Source organism: Gellertiella hungarica (assembly GCF_014197145.1).
Taxonomy (GTDB): domain Bacteria; phylum Pseudomonadota; class Alphaproteobacteria; order Rhizobiales; family Rhizobiaceae; genus Gellertiella; species Gellertiella hungarica.
In genome coordinates this window covers 1-18,186 of the sequence record NZ_JACIEZ010000020.1, presented here as the reverse complement: position 1 = coordinate 18,186, position 18,186 = coordinate 1, and the positions used below count along the sequence as shown (strand labels likewise).

Sequence of the window (18,186 nt, the reverse complement as noted above, 5' to 3'; positions counted from 1 at the left end):
AACGTGACCGTTGACGTCGAGCTGATCGTTCCGATCGCGATGGAAGAAAAGCTGCGCTTCGCCATCCGCGAAGGCGGCCGCACCGTCGGCGCCGGCATCGTCGCCTCGATCATCGAGTAATCCTCGGCCTTATGGCCGATGACGTAGCCCCGCCGGCAACGGCGGGGCTTTTTTGTTTTTGTCGAGTTTGCCGTGCTGCACCCCCTGCCTTGCCGCGCGCCGGGTTTGAGGTACCGCACCCCCCTCAAGGGGGCAGATTGAGCGCCGAATTTGTTGTGCTGCACCCCCCTCTGTCCCTGCCGGGACATCTCCCCCTCAAGGGGGGAGATCGACATTGCGGTTTTTGATTTCCTCAAACAATAAACGGCCCATCCGCAGAAACGGTGGCTGGGGACTGCCATCATAAACCCCATCCGGATCTCCCCCCTTGAGGGGGAGATGTCCCGGCAGGGACAGAGGGGGGTGCACATCGGCAAACCCGACGCCCAGCGGGCAAGTGTGCGGCACGCCAGACTCACCGCCGCGCCAGACCCCCTCCCATCAGCCGGCCTGCAAGCGCTCTCAGAAGAACTCGCTTCACCCCGGCATCGGGATTCCCCATCATCCCCGGCAGAAGAAGAGGAGAGCAGGATGGCTGGAGGCGAGGGGATTGCACGGATATGGCGGGGGCGGACATTGCCGGAGAGGGCGGATGTCTACCAGGCCTATCTCTACGAACATGGCGTGAAGAAGCTGAAGGCGCTGGGCGCGCGCGAGGTCCAGATGCTGCGGGAGGACCGGCTAGGGGAGTGTCACTTCATGGTGATATCCTGGTGGCCGACCCGCGAATCCATGACGAGCTGGGCCGGCGAGGATCCGACGCGGATCCGTCATCTGGAGCGCGACGCGGAGCTGCTGATCGAGTTGCCGGAGGCCGTGCAGATCCTCGAGGTTGCCCATCGTGAAACGGAGCGAACATAGGCCCGGATGGAGCTGCCATTCCGCACTGTCGCCGCACGGTGACGGCGGAGGCGTGGGAGTGGAGGAATAAAGTTTTTGATTATCTGCACAAAGGTGCTTGTCATTCGAAAACAAACTGACTAGAAACCGCCTCGTTCCGCAGGCGAAAGCCGCGGGGCGGATGAAGGGGTATAGCTCAGTTGGTAGAGCGGCGGTCTCCAAAACCGCAGGTCGGGGGTTCGAGCCCCTCTGCCCCTGCCATTTACTTTGTTCACCGTAGAGCGCGGAAGACGTGCTGCTTTGCGGTGAATTTTCGTCGTCCTGATGGGCGATTGTCATGTTTAACCGGCGGTTGCCTCTTGTGAAAAAGGGAATCGGCGGTTATGTAGGGTTTAACAGACACGCGGTGCGTGGGGCTGAGATAGTCAGCTTTACGCGCCGTAATGGCGTGGGAAGTCAATGGCATCGAAAACCAATCCGTTTGCGTTTCTGCAGCAGGTTCGCTCTGAAGCGTCCAAGATCACCTGGCCCTCCCAGCGCGAGACCATGATCTCGACGGCCATGGTTCTGGTGATGGTGGTGTTGGCGGCCCTGTTCTTCTTCGCCTCCGACCAGCTCATCGGTTGGCTGATCAGCCTCGTGCTGCGTGTCGGCAACTAATTCGAGCGGAGATGAAAATGGCGGCGCGTTGGTACATCGTCCACGCTTATTCGAATTTTGAGCGCAAGGTCGCGGAATCGATCGAGGAAAAGGCGCGCCAGAAGGGCCTGAGCCACCTCTTCGAGAAGATCCTTGTTCCCACCGAGAAGGTGGTCGAGGTGCGTCGTGGCCGCAAGGTGGACAGCGAGCGCAAGTTCTTCCCGGGTTACGTGCTGGTGCGCGCCAACCTGACGGATGAGGCCTATCACCTCATCAAGAACACGCCGAAGGTCACCGGGTTCCTTGGCTCCGACAACAAGCCTGTTCCGATCCCGGACTTCGAGGCCGAGCGCATTCTGGGCCAGGTCCAGGAAGGTGTGGAGCGGCCGAAGTCTTCCATCTCGTTCGAGATCGGCGAGCAGGTCCGCGTTTCGGACGGTCCGTTCGCCTCGTTCAACGGTATCGTTCAGGATGTCGACGAGGAGCGGTCGCGCCTGAAGGTCGAAGTGTCGATCTTCGGCCGCGCAACGCCGGTCGAACTGGAATACGGTCAGGTCGAGAAGGTCTGATCGGGAGCCTCGTGCTCCACCCCGCGTGGCAGGTCCGCCGTCTTTAGCCGGACGGAAGAGCGACCGGACCACGCAACCGCAGCCGCCGGGCTTGCCCGGCACAGATGGCCGGGAAACCGGCCGAACATGAAAGGCAGAGAGAAATGGCTAAGAAGGTAGCAGGCCAGCTCAAGCTGCAGGTCAAGGCAGGATCGGCAAACCCGTCCCCGCCGATCGGTCCTGCGCTCGGTCAGCGTGGCATCAACATCATGGAATTCTGCAAGTCGTTCAACGCGGCTACGCAGGAAATGGAAAAGGGTATGCCGATTCCGGTCGTCATCACCTACTACCAGGACAAGTCCTTCACCTTCGTGATGAAGCAGCCGCCGGTATCCTACTTCCTGAAGAAGGAAGCAAAGATCACCTCCGGTTCGAAGACCCCGGGCAAGGCCAAGGCCGGCTCGATCACCAAGGCTCAGATCCGCACGATCGCTGAAGCCAAGATGAAGGACCTCAACGCTGCTGACGTTGACGGCGCAATGGCAATGGTGGAGGGCTCTGCCCGCTCCATGGGCCTGGAAGTGGTAGGTTGATCATGGCTAAGCTCGCAAAGCGCATTCAGAAGATCCGCGAAGGCGTTGATCCGACCAAGCTCGTCGCTCTTTCCGACGCCATTGCCATGGTGAAGGAACGTGCCGTTGCCAAGTTCGACGAAACCATCGAAGTCGCCATGAACCTCGGCGTAGACCCGCGTCACGCAGACCAGATGGTCCGCGGCGTGGTCAACCTGCCGAACGGCACGGGCCGTACGGTTCGCGTCGGCGTTTTCGCCCGTGGCGCCAAGGCTGACGAAGCCCGCGCTGCCGGTGCTGACGTCGTTGGCGCCGAAGACCTGGTCGAAATCGTCCAGGGCGGCAAGATCGAATTCGACCGCTGCATCGCGACCCCGGACATGATGCCGCTCGTCGGCCGTCTCGGCAAGGTTCTCGGCCCGCGCGGCATGATGCCGAACCCGAAGGTCGGCACCGTGACCATGGACGTTGCCGGTGCCGTCAAGGCATCCAAGGGCGGCGCCGTCGAATTCCGCGTCGAAAAGGCCGGTATCGTGCATGCCGGTATCGGCAAGGCTTCCTTCGACGCCAAGGCGCTCGAAGAAAACATCAAGGCCTTCGCTGACGCCGTCATCAAGGCAAAGCCGGCTGGCGCCAAGGGCACCTACGTCAAGCGCGTGGCGATCTCCTCGACCATGGGCCCGGGCGTCAAGGTCGACCCGTCGACCGTCAACGCCTGAGTGGTGAACCGTCCGGCCGGCGCGCAAGCGCCGCTCCGGACGACCGACGCCTGAAGGGGTGTCAAACGAATTCCGGCTTGAGCCGGTGAACTGGTTTCCGGCCTCGCGGCCGGAAATTTCCGGTCCTCGCGGACCGGAACTCCTGTCCGAGATTGCAGGTGGCTTTGCCTTAATCAACAGAGCCTGCATGAGACGGGTAAGAAGCGGGATTTCATCCACGGGACGTGGAGGAAGAATCCGGTTCGAACCTAGGTTGCCTTGTGTCCGCCATGTCCGGAAGGGCTGGCGCGCGAGGGGACAGGATCCTCAAGCGTCGTCCGGGATCCTGATTTCAGGTCTCGGGAGGCATAAGTAAACCCGGCAGGGCCGAACATGTTCGGTTCTGTCAACTGGAGATAGGCAGTGGAAAGAGCGGAAAAACGCGAATTCGTCACGGAACTGAACGAAGTCTTCAAGGCTTCGGGCTCGGTTGTCGTGGCCCGCTATGCCGGTATCACCGTTGCGCAGATGAACGATCTTCGTTCGAAGATGCGTAATGCTGGCGGTACCGTCAAAGTCGCGAAAAACCGCCTGGCCAAAATTGCTCTTCAGGGCACGGAGTCCGAAGGGATGTCAGATCTCTTCAAGGGCCAGACGCTGATCGCTTACAGCGTCGACCCGATCGTGGCTCCGAAAATCGCCATGGAATTCGCCAAGACCAACGACAAGCTCGTTGTTCTCGGTGGCGCCATGGGGGCAACCACGCTCAACGCCGAAGGTGTCAAGTCGCTCGCGACCCTGCCTTCGCTGGACGAGCTGCGCGCGAAGCTGCTGGGCATGATTCAGACCCCGGCAACCCGCATCGCAACGGTTGTCAGCGCACCGGCAAGCCAGCTTGCCCGCGTGTTCGCCGCATATGCCAAGAAGGACGAAGCCGCTTAAGGCGGATTTTCGCTGTAAATCAACAATACGGTTCGATCCGAAATTCAAGGAACTAAGACAATGGCTGATCTCGCAAAGATCGTTGAAGACCTCTCCTCGCTGACCGTCCTGGAAGCTGCTGAGCTTTCCAAGATGCTCGAAGAAAAGTGGGGCGTAGCCGCTGCAGCTCCGGTAGCTGTTGCTGCTGTTGCCGGCGGTGCAGGCGCTGCTGCTCCGGCTGAAGAAGAAAAGACCGAGTTCGACGTGATCCTGGTTGACGCTGGCGCCAACAAGATCAACGTCATCAAGGAAGTCCGCGGCATCACCGGCCTCGGCCTCAAGGAAGCCAAGGACCTCGTCGAAGGCGCTCCGAAGCCGGTCAAGGAAGGCGTTTCCAAGGGCGAAGCCGCTGACCTCAAGAAGAAGCTTGAGGAAGCTGGCGCCAAGGTTGACGTCAAGTAATATCGAAATGCCCGGGGGAGCGGATCGCCGCTCTCCCGGTATTTCCAGGAAAACATTACCCAAGAGCCCGGTGAAAAAGGCTCTTGGGTAATGGGTTCTTCGGCCAGGGGCTGGACCGGTTGCATGGGTTCCCCACAGTGCCATTCGACAGACAAAGTGAAGACCCATTCGTTGATGGAGCCGACTGGCCAGCGGTCTCCGTCTGTTGCAGGCCCGGATGCAAATTAATAAGGAGCGACGATGGCTCAGACCCTTTCGTTTAACGGTCGCAGGCGCGTACGCAAGTTTTTTGGAAAAATTCCAGAAGTAGCAGAAATGCCGAACCTCATCGAGGTTCAGAAGGCATCTTACGATCAGTTCCTCATGGTGGACGAGCCGAAGGGCGGACGTCCGGATGAGGGCCTGCAGGCGGTTTTCAAGTCCGTCTTCCCGATCACCGACTTTTCCGGCGCCTCCATGCTGGAATTCGTGTCCTACGAGTTCGAACCGCCGAAGTTCGACGTCGAGGAATGCCGGCAGCGCGACCTGACCTATGCGGCGCCGCTGAAGGTGACCCTCCGTCTCATCGTGTTCGATATCGACGAGGATACGGGCGCGAAGTCCATCAAGGACATCAAGGAACAGTCGGTCTACATGGGCGACATGCCGCTGATGACCAACAACGGTACCTTCATCGTGAACGGTACCGAGCGCGTGATCGTGTCCCAGATGCACCGTTCGCCGGGCGTGTTCTTCGACCACGACAAGGGCAAGAGCCATTCCTCCGGCAAGCTGCTCTTTGCTGCCCGCGTGATCCCCTATCGCGGTTCCTGGCTCGACATCGAGTTCGACGCCAAGGACATCGTCTATGCCCGTATCGACCGTCGCCGCAAGATCCCCGTGACTTCGCTGCTGATGGCGCTCGGCATGGATGGCGAGGAGATCCTCAACACCTTCTACACCAAGGCGCTCTACGAGCGTGATGGCAAGGGCTGGCGCATTCCGTTCCAGCCGGAGGTTCTGAAGGGCACGAAGACCGTCACCGACATGATCGACGCCGACACCGGCGAAGTCGTGGTCGAGGCCGGCAAGAAGCTCAATCCGCGCCTCATCCGCCAGCTGCAGGACAAGGGCCTCAAGGCGCTGCGCGCCTCCGACGAGGACCTTTACGGCAACTACCTGGCCGAAGACATCGTCAACTACTCCACCGGCGAGATCTATCTCGAGGCCGGCGACGAGATCGACGAGAAGACGCTGAAGGTCATTCTCGACCAGGGCATCGAGGAAGTTCCGGTTCTCGGCATCGACCACATCAATGTCGGCGCCTACATCCGCAACACGCTCGCCGCCGACAAGAACGAGAACCGCCAGGATGCGCTGTTCGACATCTACCGCGTCATGCGTCCGGGCGAACCCCCGACCATGGAATCGGCGGAAGCCATGTTCAACTCGCTGTTCTTCGACGCCGAGCGCTACGATCTCTCGGCCGTGGGCCGCGTGAAGATGAACATGCGCCTCGACCTCGACGTGGCGGACACCGTGCGCGTCCTGCGCAAGGAAGACATCCTGGCCGTGGTCAAGATGCTGGTCGAGCTGCGTGACGGCAAGGGCGAGATCGACGACATCGACAACCTCGGCAACCGCCGTGTCCGTTCGGTCGGCGAGCTGATGGAAAACCAGTACCGTCTCGGCCTGCTGCGCATGGAGCGCGCGATCAAGGAACGCATGTCGTCGATCGAGATCGACACCGTCATGCCGCAGGACCTGATCAACGCCAAGCCGGCTGCCGCAGCCGTCCGCGAATTCTTCGGCTCCTCGCAGCTGTCGCAGTTCATGGACCAGGTGAACCCGCTCTCGGAAATCACCCACAAGCGCCGTCTCTCGGCTCTTGGCCCGGGCGGTCTGACCCGCGAGCGCGCAGGCTTCGAAGTCCGCGACGTTCATCCGACCCACTACGGCCGTATCTGCCCGATCGAAACGCCGGAAGGCCCGAACATCGGTCTGATCAACTCGCTCGCCACCTTCGCCCGCGTCAACAAGTACGGCTTCATCGAAAGCCCGTACCGCAAGATCGTGGACGGCAAGGTGACGAACGACGTCGTCTACCTCTCGGCCATGGAAGAAGCGAAGTACCATGTCGCCCAGGCAAACTCGGTTCTCAACGAAGACGGCACCTTTGCCGAAGAATTCGTCGTTTGCCGTCATGCCGGCGAAGTGATGCTCGCGCCCCGCGACAATATCAACCTCATGGACGTTTCGCCGAAGCAGCTCGTTTCGGTTGCGGCCGCGCTCATCCCGTTCCTCGAGAACGACGACGCGAACCGCGCGCTCATGGGCTCGAACATGCAGCGTCAGGCCGTTCCGCTGGTTCGCGCCGAGGCTCCGTTCGTCGGCACCGGCATGGAGCCGGTCGTTGCGCGTGACTCCGGCGCCGCGATCGCCGCACGCCGCGGCGGCGTCGTCGACCAGGTCGACGCGACCCGTATCGTTATCCGCGCCACCGAAGACCTCGATCCGTCGAAGTCCGGCGTCGATATCTACCGCCTGCAGAAGTTCCAGCGTTCGAACCAGAACACCTGCGTCAACCAGCGTCCGCTGGTTACCGTCGGCGACGTTCTGAACAAGGGTGACATCATCGCCGATGGTCCGTCGACGGATCTGGGCGATCTCGCGCTCGGCCGCAACGCGCTCGTCGCGTTCATGCCCTGGAACGGCTACAACTACGAAGACTCGATCCTGCTTTCCGAGCGGATCGTGCGCGACGACGTGTTCACCTCCATCCACATCGAGGAATTCGAAGTGATGGCGCGTGACACCAAGCTCGGTCCGGAAGAAATCACCCGCGACATTCCGAACGTTTCGGAAGAAGCGCTGAAGAACCTGGACGAAGCCGGTATCGTCTATATCGGTGCGGAAGTGCAGCCGGGCGACATCCTGGTCGGCAAGATCACGCCGAAGGGCGAAAGCCCGATGACGCCGGAAGAAAAGCTGCTGCGTGCGATCTTCGGCGAGAAGGCCTCCGACGTCCGCGACACCTCCATGCGCATGCCGCCAGGCACCTTCGGCACCGTCGTGGAAGTCCGCGTCTTCAACCGCCACGGCGTGGAGAAGGACGAGCGCGCGATGGCCATCGAGCGCGAGGAAATCGAGCGTCTCGCTAAGGACCGCGACGACGAGCAGGCGATCCTCGACCGTAACGTATACGGCCGCCTGATCGACATGCTCCGCGGCCACAACGCGGTTGCCGGTCCGAAGGGCTTCAAGAAGGGCACCGAGCTGTCCAACGCCGTGATCTCGGAATATCCGCGTTCGCAGTGGTGGATGTTCGCCGTCGAGGACGAGAAGGTCCAGGGCGAGATCGAAGCGCTCCGCGCCCAGTACGACGAATCCAAGTCGCGCCTCGAACAGCGCTTCATGGACAAGGTCGAGAAGGTCCAGCGTGGCGATGAAATGCCTCCTGGCGTCATGAAGATGGTCAAGGTCTTCGTCGCCGTGAAGCGCAAGATCCAGCCGGGCGACAAGATGGCCGGCCGTCACGGCAACAAGGGTGTGGTTTCCCGCATCGTGCCGATCGAGGACATGCCGTTCCTCGAGGACGGTACCCATGTCGACGTGGTTCTGAACCCGCTCGGCGTGCCGTCGCGCATGAATGTCGGCCAGATCCTCGAGACCCATCTCGGCTGGGCCTGCGCCGGCATGGGCCGCCAGATCGGCGACATGCTCGAAGCCTATCAGGCGGGCGGTTCCATCGATCCGCTGCGCCAGACGATTGACAAGGTCATCGGTTCCGGCCCGAAGGGCGACCCGGTCAAGGATTACGACGATGAATCCATCGTCCGCCTGGCCGAGCAGTGGAAGCGTGGCGTGTCCATCGCGACCCCGGTCTTCGACGGCGCCGTCGAGAAGGACGTCAACGAGATGCTGAAGCTGGCAGGCCTCAAGGAGACCGGTCAGTCCACGCTCTATGACGGCCGTACCGGCGAGCAGTTCGACCGTCAGGTTACCGTCGGCTACATCTACATGCTGAAGCTGAACCACCTCGTGGACGACAAGATCCACGCCCGTTCGATCGGCCCGTACTCGCTCGTGACCCAGCAGCCGCTGGGCGGCAAGGCACAGTTCGGCGGCCAGCGCTTCGGGGAAATGGAAGTCTGGGCACTGGAAGCCTACGGCGCCGCCTACACCCTGCAGGAAATGCTGACGGTGAAGTCGGACGACGTGGCCGGCCGTACCAAGGTCTACGAAGCGATCGTCCGTGGCGACGACACCTTCGAGGCCGGTATTCCGGAAAGCTTCAACGTTCTGGTCAAGGAAATGCGCTCTCTGGGCCTCAGCGTGGAGCTGGAAAACAGCCGCGTGGACGACCAGGCAGCCGCCGGCCAGACGCTGCCCGACGCAGCCGAGTAAGGATCAAGGACGGCGCGCGCTCTCCGGCGCGCGCCATCTCCCGCATTCCGGCCTTGAGGGCAGGGAAGGGCGGGATATCGCCGCATTTTGCGGTTATCACATGTTCCAAGCGGCGGTGAGGCTCCCGGGAAATGGCCAGAACCGCACGCAAGCTAGGGCTCCAGGCCCAAGAAGGAGACAGGCATGAACCAAGAGGTCATGAATCTTTTCAATCCGCAGATGCCTGCGCAGACCTTCGATTCCATCCGGATCTCGATTGCGTCGCCGGAGAAGATTCTCTCCTGGTCTTACGGCGAGATCAAGAAGCCGGAGACGATCAACTATCGTACGTTCAAGCCGGAACGCGATGGTCTGTTCTGCGCGCGCATCTTCGGGCCCATCAAGGACTACGAGTGCCTGTGCGGCAAGTACAAGCGCATGAAGTACAAGGGCATCATCTGCGAAAAGTGCGGCGTGGAAGTCACCCTGTCGCGCGTTCGCCGCGAGCGCATGGGCCACATCGAGCTCGCTGCGCCCGTTGCCCACATCTGGTTCCTGAAGTCGCTTCCCTCGCGCATCTCGACCCTGCTCGACATGACGCTGAAGGATGTCGAGCGCGTTCTCTATTTCGAGAACTACATCGTGACCGAGCCGGGCCTGACCTCGCTCAAGGAAAACCAGCTTCTTTCTGAAGAAGAGTACATGCTGGCCGTCGACGAGTTCGGCGAAGACCAGTTCACCGCCATGATCGGCGCCGAAGCGATCTACGAGATGCTGGCCAGCATGAATCTCGAGAAGATCGCCGGCGACCTGCGCGCGGAGCTTGCCGAGACCACCTCGGATCTCAAGCAGAAGAAGCTGATGAAGCGCCTGAAGATCGTCGAGAACTTCATGGAATCCGGCAACCGTCCGGAATGGATGATCATGAAGGTTGTCCCGGTCATTCCGCCGGACCTGCGTCCTCTCGTGCCGCTGGACGGCGGCCGCTTCGCGACCTCCGACCTCAACGACCTCTACCGCCGCGTCATTAACCGTAACAACCGTCTGAAGCGGCTGATCGAACTGCGGGCGCCGGGCATCATCATCCGCAACGAAAAGCGCATGCTGCAGGAATCCGTGGACGCGCTGTTCGACAACGGCCGCCGCGGCCGCGTCATCACGGGTGCGAACAAGCGTCCGCTGAAGTCGCTCTCCGACATGCTGAAGGGCAAGCAGGGCCGCTTCCGCCAGAACCTGCTCGGCAAGCGCGTCGACTATTCCGGCCGTTCGGTCATCGTGACCGGTCCGGAACTCAAGCTGCACCAGTGCGGCCTGCCGAAGAAGATGGCGCTCGAGCTCTTCAAGCCGTTCATCTACGCCCGCCTCGACGCCAAGGGTTATTCCTCGACCGTCAAGCAGGCCAAGAAGCTGGTCGAGAAGGAAAAGCCCGAAGTCTGGGATATCCTCGACGAGGTCATCCGCGAGCATCCGGTTCTCCTGAACCGCGCGCCGACGCTGCACCGCCTGGGCATCCAGGCCTTCGAACCGATCCTGGTCGAAGGCAAGGCCATCCAGCTGCATCCGCTCGTCTGCACCGCCTTCAACGCCGACTTCGACGGCGACCAGATGGCCGTTCACGTGCCGCTGTCGCTCGAAGCCCAGCTCGAAGCCCGCGTGCTGATGATGTCGACCAACAACATCCTGCATCCGGCGAACGGCGCACCGATCATCGTTCCCTCGCAGGACATGGTTCTCGGCCTCTATTACCTCTCGATCATGAACCAGAACGAGCCGGGCGAAGGCATGGCCTTCTCCGACATCGGCGAACTGCATCATGCCCTCGAGAACAAGGTCGTGACGTTGCACTCCAAGATCCGCGGCCGCTTCAAGACCGTGGACGCGGACGGCAATCCGGTTTCCAAGATCTACGAAACCACCCCCGGCCGCATGCTCATCGGCGAGCTTCTGCCGAAGAACGCCAACGTGCCCTTCGACATCTGCAACCAGGAAATGACCAAGAAGAACATCTCCAAGATGATCGACACGGTCTACCGTCATTGCGGCCAGAAGGACACGGTCATCTTCTGCGACCGCATCATGCAGCTCGGCTTCGCCCATGCCTGCCGCGCCGGCATTTCGTTCGGCAAGGACGACATGGTCATTCCGAACACCAAGGCGAAGATCGTCGGTGATACCGAAGCCCTGGTGAAGGAATACGAGCAGCAGTACAACGACGGCCTGATCACCCAGGGTGAGAAGTACAACAAGGTCGTCGATGCCTGGGGCAAGGCCACCGAGAAGGTCGCCGAAGAAATGATGGCGCGCATCAAGGCCGTCGAATTCGACGACAACGGCCGCCAGAAGCCGATGAACTCGATCTACATGATGTCCCACTCCGGTGCCCGTGGTTCGCCGAACCAGATGCGCCAGCTGGGCGGCATGCGCGGCCTGATGGCCAAGCCGTCGGGTGAAATCATCGAGACCCCGATCATCTCGAACTTCAAGGAAGGCCTGACCGTGAACGAGTACTTCAACTCGACGCACGGCGCCCGCAAGGGTCTGGCAGACACCGCCCTGAAGACGGCGAACTCGGGCTACCTGACCCGCCGTCTCGTCGACGTTGCACAGGACTGCATCGTGACGCACACCGATTGCGGCACCGACAAGGGCCTCACCATGACCGCCATCGTCGATGCCGGTCAGGTCGTTGCCTCGCTCGGCGCCCGCATCCTCGGCCGTACGGCACTCGACGACATCGACAGCCCGCTGACCGGCGAACGCATCGTCGACGCAGGCCAGATGATCCTCGAGCCGCATGTCGTGGAAATCGAGAAGGCCGGCATCCAGTCCGTCCGCATCCGTTCGGCTCTCACCTGCGAGATCCAGACCGGCGTCTGCGGCGTCTGCTACGGTCGCGACCTCGCACGCGGTACGCCCGTCAACATCGGCGAAGCCGTGGGCGTCATTGCCGCCCAGTCGATCGGCGAGCCGGGCACCCAGCTCACCATGCGTACCTTCCACCTTGGCGGTACGGCAACGGTGGTCGACCAGTCGTTCCTGGAAGCCTCGTATGAAGGTACGGTGCTGATCAAGAACCGCAACATGCTGCGCAATTCCGATGGCAACCTCGTTGCCATGGGCCGCAACATGGCCGTCACGATCCTCGACGAGCGTGGCGTGGAGCGGTCTTCGCAGCGCGTCGCCTACGGTTCGAAGGTGTTCGTGGACGATGGCGACAAGGTGAAGCGCGGCCAGCGTCTCGCCGAGTGGGACCCCTATACCCGCCCGATGATGACGGAAGTCACCGGTACGGTTCACTTCGAGGATGTCGTCGACGGCATCTCCGTTCTGGAATCCACCGACGAATCCACCGGCATCACCAAGCGCCAGGTCATCGACTGGCGTTCGACCCCGCGCGGTGCGGACCTCAAGCCGGCGATCGTCATCAAGGACGCCAGCGGCAACATGGTGAAGCTGCCCCGTGGCGGCGACGCCCGGTACATGCTGTCGGTCGATGCCATTCTCTCGGTCGAACCCGGAACCAAGGTCAGCCAGGGTGACGTTCTCGCCCGTGTTCCGCTGGAAAGCGCGAAGACGAAGGACATCACCGGTGGTCTGCCGCGCGTGGCGGAACTGTTCGAAGCCCGCCGTCCGAAGGATCATGCGATCATCGCTGAAATCGATGGCACGATCCGCTTCGGCCGCGATTACAAGAACAAGCGCCGCGTGATCATCGAGCCCGCCGAAGATGGCGTCGAGCCCGTCGAATATCTCATCCCGAAGGGCAAGCCCTTCCACCTGCAGGATGGGGACTATATCGAAAAGGGCGACTACATCCTCGACGGCAACCCGGCACCGCACGACATCCTGGCGATCAAGGGCGTCGAGGCTCTGGCTTCGTACCTCGTCAACGAAATCCAGGAAGTCTACCGTCTGCAGGGCGTGGTCATCAACGACAAGCACATCGAAGTGATTGTCCGTCAGATGCTCCAGAAGGTCGAAATCACCGATGCCGGCGACAGCCACTACATCGTCGGTGACAATGTCGACCGCATCGAGCTGGATGACCTGAACGAGCAGCTGCTCGAAGTCGGCAAGAAGCCCGCCTATGGCGAGCCCGTCCTGCTCGGCATCACCAAGGCATCGCTGCAGACTCCGTCCTTCATCTCGGCGGCGTCGTTCCAGGAAACCACCAAGGTACTCACGGAAGCAGCGATTGCCGGCAAGACCGACACGCTGCAGGGCCTGAAGGAAAACGTGATCGTCGGCCGCCTCATCCCGGCCGGTACCGGCGGCACCATGACCCAGATCCGCCGCATCGCCACCCAGCGCGACGAGCTCATCCTCGAGGAGCGTCGCAACTCCACCGGCGCCGGCGTCGCAACGCCGATGCTCCAGGAGCTCAACGAACAGCCGGCCGCCGAATAAGCGGCCAGCAGTTTGCGAAAACAGAAAATGCCCGGTGATGAGCCGGGCATTTTTCGTTTCGGGGGAGAACGCCGGAGAGGAGCTGACTTGCTCTCTATACGGTCTGGGTGTTGCGTGTGTGGCGAGGTGCATTTGCTGGTGGGCGCATGGCGTGGAGTTTGCCGATGTGCACCCCCCTCTGTCCCTGCCGGGACATCTCCCCAGGCGGACGAGCTTCGCTCGCCGCGAGGGGGGAGATCGACCGTGGGTCTTATGGTTTCGCCAGACAACGAGCGTCTCAAATGCAGAGACGTCTGCGAGGGGCTTCCCAAGAATCCCCATCCCGATCTCCCCCCTTGAGGGGGAGATGCCCCGGCAGGGGCAGAGGGGGGTGCGCATCCGCAAACTCGAGGCCACCCGAGGCCAGAGGGGCGTGCGGCGCGTCACACGCAACGCCACCCTAGCGCAGAGGGCGGTGCGGCGCCTCAAACTCGACGCCGTGCAAGCCCCGGCAAACCCCATACCCGTCAGAGGCTTGCACCCCATTCCGCATGCACTTACCGGAAGCGGATGATCGAAACCTCGCCGGTCAGCGCGCCGCGATAGGCGGAGGCATGGGGCTCCTCGTCGGGGATCTCGTTGATGGAGCCGATCTGGTCGAGATCGGCTTCGGCGAAGCCCTCCTCGGAAAGGGCGTTCAGGGTTTCGCGCACGGCGGTGTCGTCGTCGGGCGCGGTGAGGAGGACGTGGATGGGAATTCCCTCGCTGTCGTTCTCCTCATAGGCGCGGCCGATGACGATGAAGACCATGGGGCCTTCCTGAAAGTTGTCGTTGTCTGGTGAAGTCATCATTGTCCAGTCCTGGATGCTGTCGGTTGGCGATGGGCCGGGAAGGGGCAGGGGCCCGATGTCCGGCAGTAGAAGCCCTCGGAACAGGTCCAAGGAACGGGGAGGCGCGCCGGTGATTCCGTCTCCCGATGGCGATGGGAGGAGAATCTGGATGCGCAGAAGGTTCTTGACGATTCTTTAACCGGAAATGCGGCAAATGCCCATGCGTCTCGCCGGCCGATGCCCGAATTCGGCCTCCAACCGCGCCAAAACCCCGCCAAAGCGGGCTTTTCGGGCGCCCCCGATCAAGATAATTGGAAACTGGCCTTGACGCGGACGGCCTAAAACAGTAGTACGCCCGCTATCGGAGCCCATGTGAGGCTGGCTGATCCGGACCGACACGGTCTGGAGTTCGCCTCAAACAAGGTTCTTATACGCACGTTGAAGACACGAATGCTGCACGCACGACGCAGGTATACTGCGTCCTCTGCCTTTTGTGGTCCATCCGTAGATAGCGGGTAGGGCCACGTTTTGCGCATGAGGACATCGTGTGTGCCACCGCCGGAAACGGCAGACAGAATTGCCCGCAAGGGTGCCGATTTAGATTTGCAAGGGATGGTTATATGCCTACCGTAAACCAGCTGATCCGCAAGCCGCGTCAGGCACAGGTAAAGCGCAACAAGGTTCCTGCCCTGCAGGAGAACCCGCAGAAGCGCGGCGTTTGCACCCGCGTCTACACGACGACCCCGAAGAAGCCGAACTCGGCACTTCGTAAGGTTGCCAAGATCCGCCTGACCAATGGCTTCGAAGTCATCGGCTATATCCCCGGTGAAGGCCACAACCTGCAGGAACACTCCGTCGTCATGATCCGTGGCGGCCGCGTGAAGGACCTTCCGGGTGTGCGTTACCACATCATCCGCGGCGTTCTCGACACCCAGGGCGTCAAGAACCGCAAGCAGCGCCGCTCCAAGTATGGCGCGAAGCGTCCGAAGTAATTCGCATTCGAGCACCGGGCGCTAGAATGGACGCGCCCGCTAATGCAACCAAGTATTTGAGAGACAAAGAATGTCCCGTCGTCACAGTGCAGAAAAGCGTGAGATCAACCCGGATCCGAAGTTCGGTGATCTGGTCGTCACCAAGTTCATGAATGCCATCATGCTTCATGGCAAGAAGTCGGTAGCCGAAAACATCGTATACGGTGCTTTCGATGCCGTTCAGGCCAAGATGAAGCAGGAGCCGATCGGCGTCTTCCATCAGGCTCTCGACAACATCGCTCCGCACGTCGAAGTTCGTTCCCGCCGCGTCGGCGGTGCGACCTACCAGGTTCCGGTCGATGTCCGCCCCGAGCGCCGTCAGGCTCTCGCCATCCGCTGGCTGATCGCCGCTGCCCGCAAGCGTAACGAGACGACCATGGTAGAGCGCCTGTGCGGCGAACTCATGGACGCCGCGAACAACCGTGGCAGCGCCGTGAAGAAGCGCGAAGACACGCACAAGATGGCTGACGCCAACCGTGCGTTCTCGCACTATCGCTGGTAATCGACGAACACATCCAAGAGGCAGCTCCCAATGGCTCGCGAATACAAAATCGAAGACTACCGCAATTTCGGTATCATGGCGCACATCGACGCTGGCAAGACCACGACGACCGAGCGCATCCTGTACTACACCGGCAAGTCTCACAAGATCGGCGAAGTTCATGATGGCGCTGCCACCATGGACTGGATGGAACAGGAACAGGAACGCGGCATCACCATCACGTCCGCTGCCACCACGACCTTCTGGAAGGGCCGTGACGGCAAGCTGCGCCGCTTCAACATCATCGACACCCCCGGCCACGTGGACTTCACCATCGAAGTCGAGCGTTCGCTGCGCGTGCTCGACGGTGCGATTGCCCTTCTCGACGCCAACGCCGGCGTAGAGCCGCAGACGGAAACCGTCTGGCGCCAGGCCGAGAAGTACAACGTTCCGCGCATGATCTTCTGCAACAAGATGGACAAGACCGGCGCGGACTTCTACCGCTCGGTCGAGATGATCAAGTCGCGCCTCGGTGCGATCCCGGTCGTCTGCCAGCTGCCGATCGGCGCAGAAAGCGACTTCAAGGGCGTTGTCGACCTGATCGAGATGAACGCTCTCGTATGGCGCGATGAATCGCTTGGCGCCCAGTGGGACGTCGTCGAGATCCCGGAAGACATGAAGGCCGACGCCGAGAAGTACCGTGAGCTGCTGATCGAAACGGCTGTCGAAGCCGACGAAGCTGCCATGGAAGCCTATCTCGAAGGCACCTATCCGGACAACGACCAGCTCCGCGCGCTGATCCGCAAGGGCACGATCGAAGTGAAGTTCCACCCGATGTTCTGCGGCACCGCCTTCAAGAACAAGGGCGTTCAGCCGCTCCTCGACGCGGTTGTCGACTTCCTGCCGTCGCCGGTCGACATTCCGGCCATCAAGGGCATCGACGTGAAGACCGAAGCCGAGACCGAGCGTCGTGCGTCTGACGACGAGCCGCTCGCCATGCTCGCCTTCAAGATCATGAACGACCCCTTCGTCGGTTCGCTGACCTTCGCCCGCATCTATTCCGGCAAGCTCGAAAAGGGCACGTCGGTCATGAACACGGTCAAGGAAAAGCGCGAGCGCGTCGGCCGCATGCTGCAGATGCACTCCAACTCGCGTGAAGACATCGAAGAAGCCTTCGCAGGCGACATCGTGGCTCTCGCAGGTCTGAAGGAAACCACCACCGGTGACACCCTCTGCGACCCGCTGAAGCCGGTTATCCTCGAGCGCATGGAATTCCCCGAGCCGGTCATCCAGATCGCGATCGAGCCGAAGTCCAAGGGCGACCAGGAAAAGATGGGCCTCGCGCTCAACCGCCTGGCTGCCGAAGACCCGTCCTTCCGCGTGAAGACCGACGAGGAATCCGGCCAGACCATCATCGCCGGCATGGGCGAACTTCACCTGGACATCATCGTCGACCGCATGCGTCGCGAGTTCAAGGTCGAAGCAACCGTCGGTGCTCCGCAGGTGGCCTACCGCGAAACCATCACCCGCGCTTGCGAAGAAGACTACACGCACAAGAAGCAGACCGGTGGTACCGGCCAGTTCGCGCGCGTCAAGATCATCTTCGAACCGAACGAAGAAGGCGAAGACTTCAAGTTCGAATCCAAGATCGTCGGCGGTGCCGTTCCGAAGGAATACATCCCGGGCGTCCAGAAGGGTATCGAAAGCGTTCTGTCTTCCGGTCCGCTCGCTGGCTTCCCGATGCTCGGCATCAAGGCAACCCTCGTAGACGGCGCGTTCCACGACGTCGACTCGTCGGTCCTGGCCTTCGAAATTGCGTCCCGCGCATGCTTCCGTGAAGCCGCCAAGAAGGCCGGCGCACAGCTGCTCGAGCCGATGATGAAGGTGGAAGTCGTGACCCCGGAAGAGTATGTCGGCGACGTGATCGGCGACCTGAACTCCCGCCGCGGCCAGATCCAGGGCCAGGAACAGCGCGGTATCGCGATCGTGATCAACGCTCACGTGCCGCTCGCCAACATGTTCAAGTACGTGGACAACCTGCGCTCCATGTCGCAGGGCCGCGCCCAGTACACCATGATCTTCGACCACTATGCGCCGGTCCCCACGAACGTCGCAAACGAAATCCAGGCGAAGTACTCCGGTCAGAAGTGACCGGGGGCTTCGGCCTCACAAGAACTGTAAAGAATGACCCCTCGGGGACTAAATGAACGGAGAGCCGAAAATGGCAAAAAGTAAGTTTGAGCGCACTAAGCCGCACGTAAACATCGGCACGATCGGTCACGTTGACCACGGCAAGACCTCGCTGACGGCTGCG

15 protein-coding genes and 1 tRNA gene are annotated in these 18,186 nt (G+C 61.4%); 15 read left to right on the top strand and 1 reads right to left on the bottom strand.

Annotated features, from left to right (window positions below; translation table 11 throughout):
• From GGR23_RS22490 to rpoC, 11 genes are all read left to right on the top strand, one after another.
• Window positions 1–120, top strand: a 120-nt coding sequence (locus GGR23_RS22490; protein ID WP_484494484.1) for an EF-Tu C-terminal domain-related protein, incomplete at its 5' end; no start/stop codon positions are given.
• Window positions 121–630: 510 nt separating this feature from the next.
• A complete protein-coding gene (locus GGR23_RS22485; protein ID WP_183368541.1) occupies window positions 631–960 on the top strand; it encodes a hypothetical protein in 330 nt (109 codons plus the stop codon).
• Between the two features lie 164 nt (window positions 961–1,124).
• Window positions 1,125–1,200 (top strand) — tRNA-Trp (locus tag GGR23_RS22480).
• 198 nt (window positions 1,201–1,398) lie between these two features.
• Window positions 1,399–1,599: a preprotein translocase subunit SecE gene (gene secE, locus GGR23_RS22475; RefSeq protein ID WP_183368540.1), complete on the top strand. Its 201-nt coding sequence runs from the start codon at window positions 1,399–1,401 to the stop codon at window positions 1,597–1,599.
• A 17-nt stretch (window positions 1,600–1,616) separates the two neighbouring features.
• The gene (gene nusG / locus GGR23_RS22470) at window positions 1,617–2,147 is read left to right on the top strand and encodes a transcription termination/antitermination protein NusG (protein ID WP_183368539.1); all 531 of its coding nucleotides are present in this window, start codon (window positions 1,617–1,619) and stop codon (window positions 2,145–2,147) included.
• A gap of 143 nt (window positions 2,148–2,290) precedes the next feature.
• Entirely contained in the window at window positions 2,291–2,719 is a 429-nt protein-coding gene (gene rplK / locus GGR23_RS22465) for a 50S ribosomal protein L11 (RefSeq protein ID WP_183368538.1), read from the top strand.
• A 2-nt stretch (window positions 2,720–2,721) separates the two neighbouring features.
• The gene (gene rplA / locus GGR23_RS22460; protein ID WP_183368537.1) at window positions 2,722–3,417 is read left to right on the top strand and encodes a 50S ribosomal protein L1; all 696 of its coding nucleotides are present in this window, start codon (window positions 2,722–2,724) and stop codon (window positions 3,415–3,417) included.
• Between the two features lie 402 nt (window positions 3,418–3,819).
• A complete protein-coding gene (gene rplJ / locus GGR23_RS22455; RefSeq protein WP_183368536.1) occupies window positions 3,820–4,338 on the top strand; it encodes a 50S ribosomal protein L10 in 519 nt (172 codons plus the stop codon).
• Between the two features lie 60 nt (window positions 4,339–4,398).
• A complete protein-coding gene (gene rplL, locus GGR23_RS22450; RefSeq protein WP_183368535.1) occupies window positions 4,399–4,779 on the top strand; it encodes a 50S ribosomal protein L7/L12 in 381 nt (126 codons plus the stop codon).
• 240 nt (window positions 4,780–5,019) lie between these two features.
• Window positions 5,020–9,165, top strand: coding sequence for a DNA-directed RNA polymerase subunit beta (gene rpoB / locus GGR23_RS22445; RefSeq protein WP_183368534.1), 4,146 nt, complete (start codon window positions 5,020–5,022; stop codon window positions 9,163–9,165).
• 183 nt (window positions 9,166–9,348) lie between these two features.
• On the top strand, window positions 9,349–13,551 hold the full coding sequence (gene rpoC, locus GGR23_RS22440; protein ID WP_183368533.1) for a DNA-directed RNA polymerase subunit beta': 4,203 nt from the start codon (window positions 9,349–9,351) through the stop codon (window positions 13,549–13,551).
• 536 nt (window positions 13,552–14,087) lie between these two features.
• Here the strand turns inward: rpoC and GGR23_RS22435 are convergent.
• Entirely contained in the window at window positions 14,088–14,381 is a 294-nt protein-coding gene (locus GGR23_RS22435; RefSeq protein WP_183368532.1) for a transcriptional regulator, read from the bottom strand.
• A 599-nt stretch (window positions 14,382–14,980) separates the two neighbouring features.
• On the opposite strand from GGR23_RS22435, the gene rpsL reads away from it, so the two are divergent.
• The 4 genes from rpsL to GGR23_RS22415 form a co-directional block, all read left to right on the top strand.
• Entirely contained in the window at window positions 14,981–15,352 is a 372-nt protein-coding gene (gene rpsL, locus GGR23_RS22430) for a 30S ribosomal protein S12 (protein WP_003507760.1), read from the top strand.
• 70 nt (window positions 15,353–15,422) lie between these two features.
• A complete protein-coding gene (gene rpsG / locus GGR23_RS22425; protein ID WP_183368531.1) occupies window positions 15,423–15,893 on the top strand; it encodes a 30S ribosomal protein S7 in 471 nt (156 codons plus the stop codon).
• Between the two features lie 30 nt (window positions 15,894–15,923).
• Window positions 15,924–18,023, top strand: a complete 2,100-nt coding sequence (gene fusA, locus GGR23_RS22420) for an elongation factor G (protein ID WP_183368530.1) — start codon at window positions 15,924–15,926, stop codon at window positions 18,021–18,023.
• Between the two features lie 70 nt (window positions 18,024–18,093).
• A partial coding sequence (locus tag GGR23_RS22415; protein WP_002972655.1) for a GTP-binding protein occupies window positions 18,094–18,186 on the top strand: 93 nt, incomplete at its 3' end.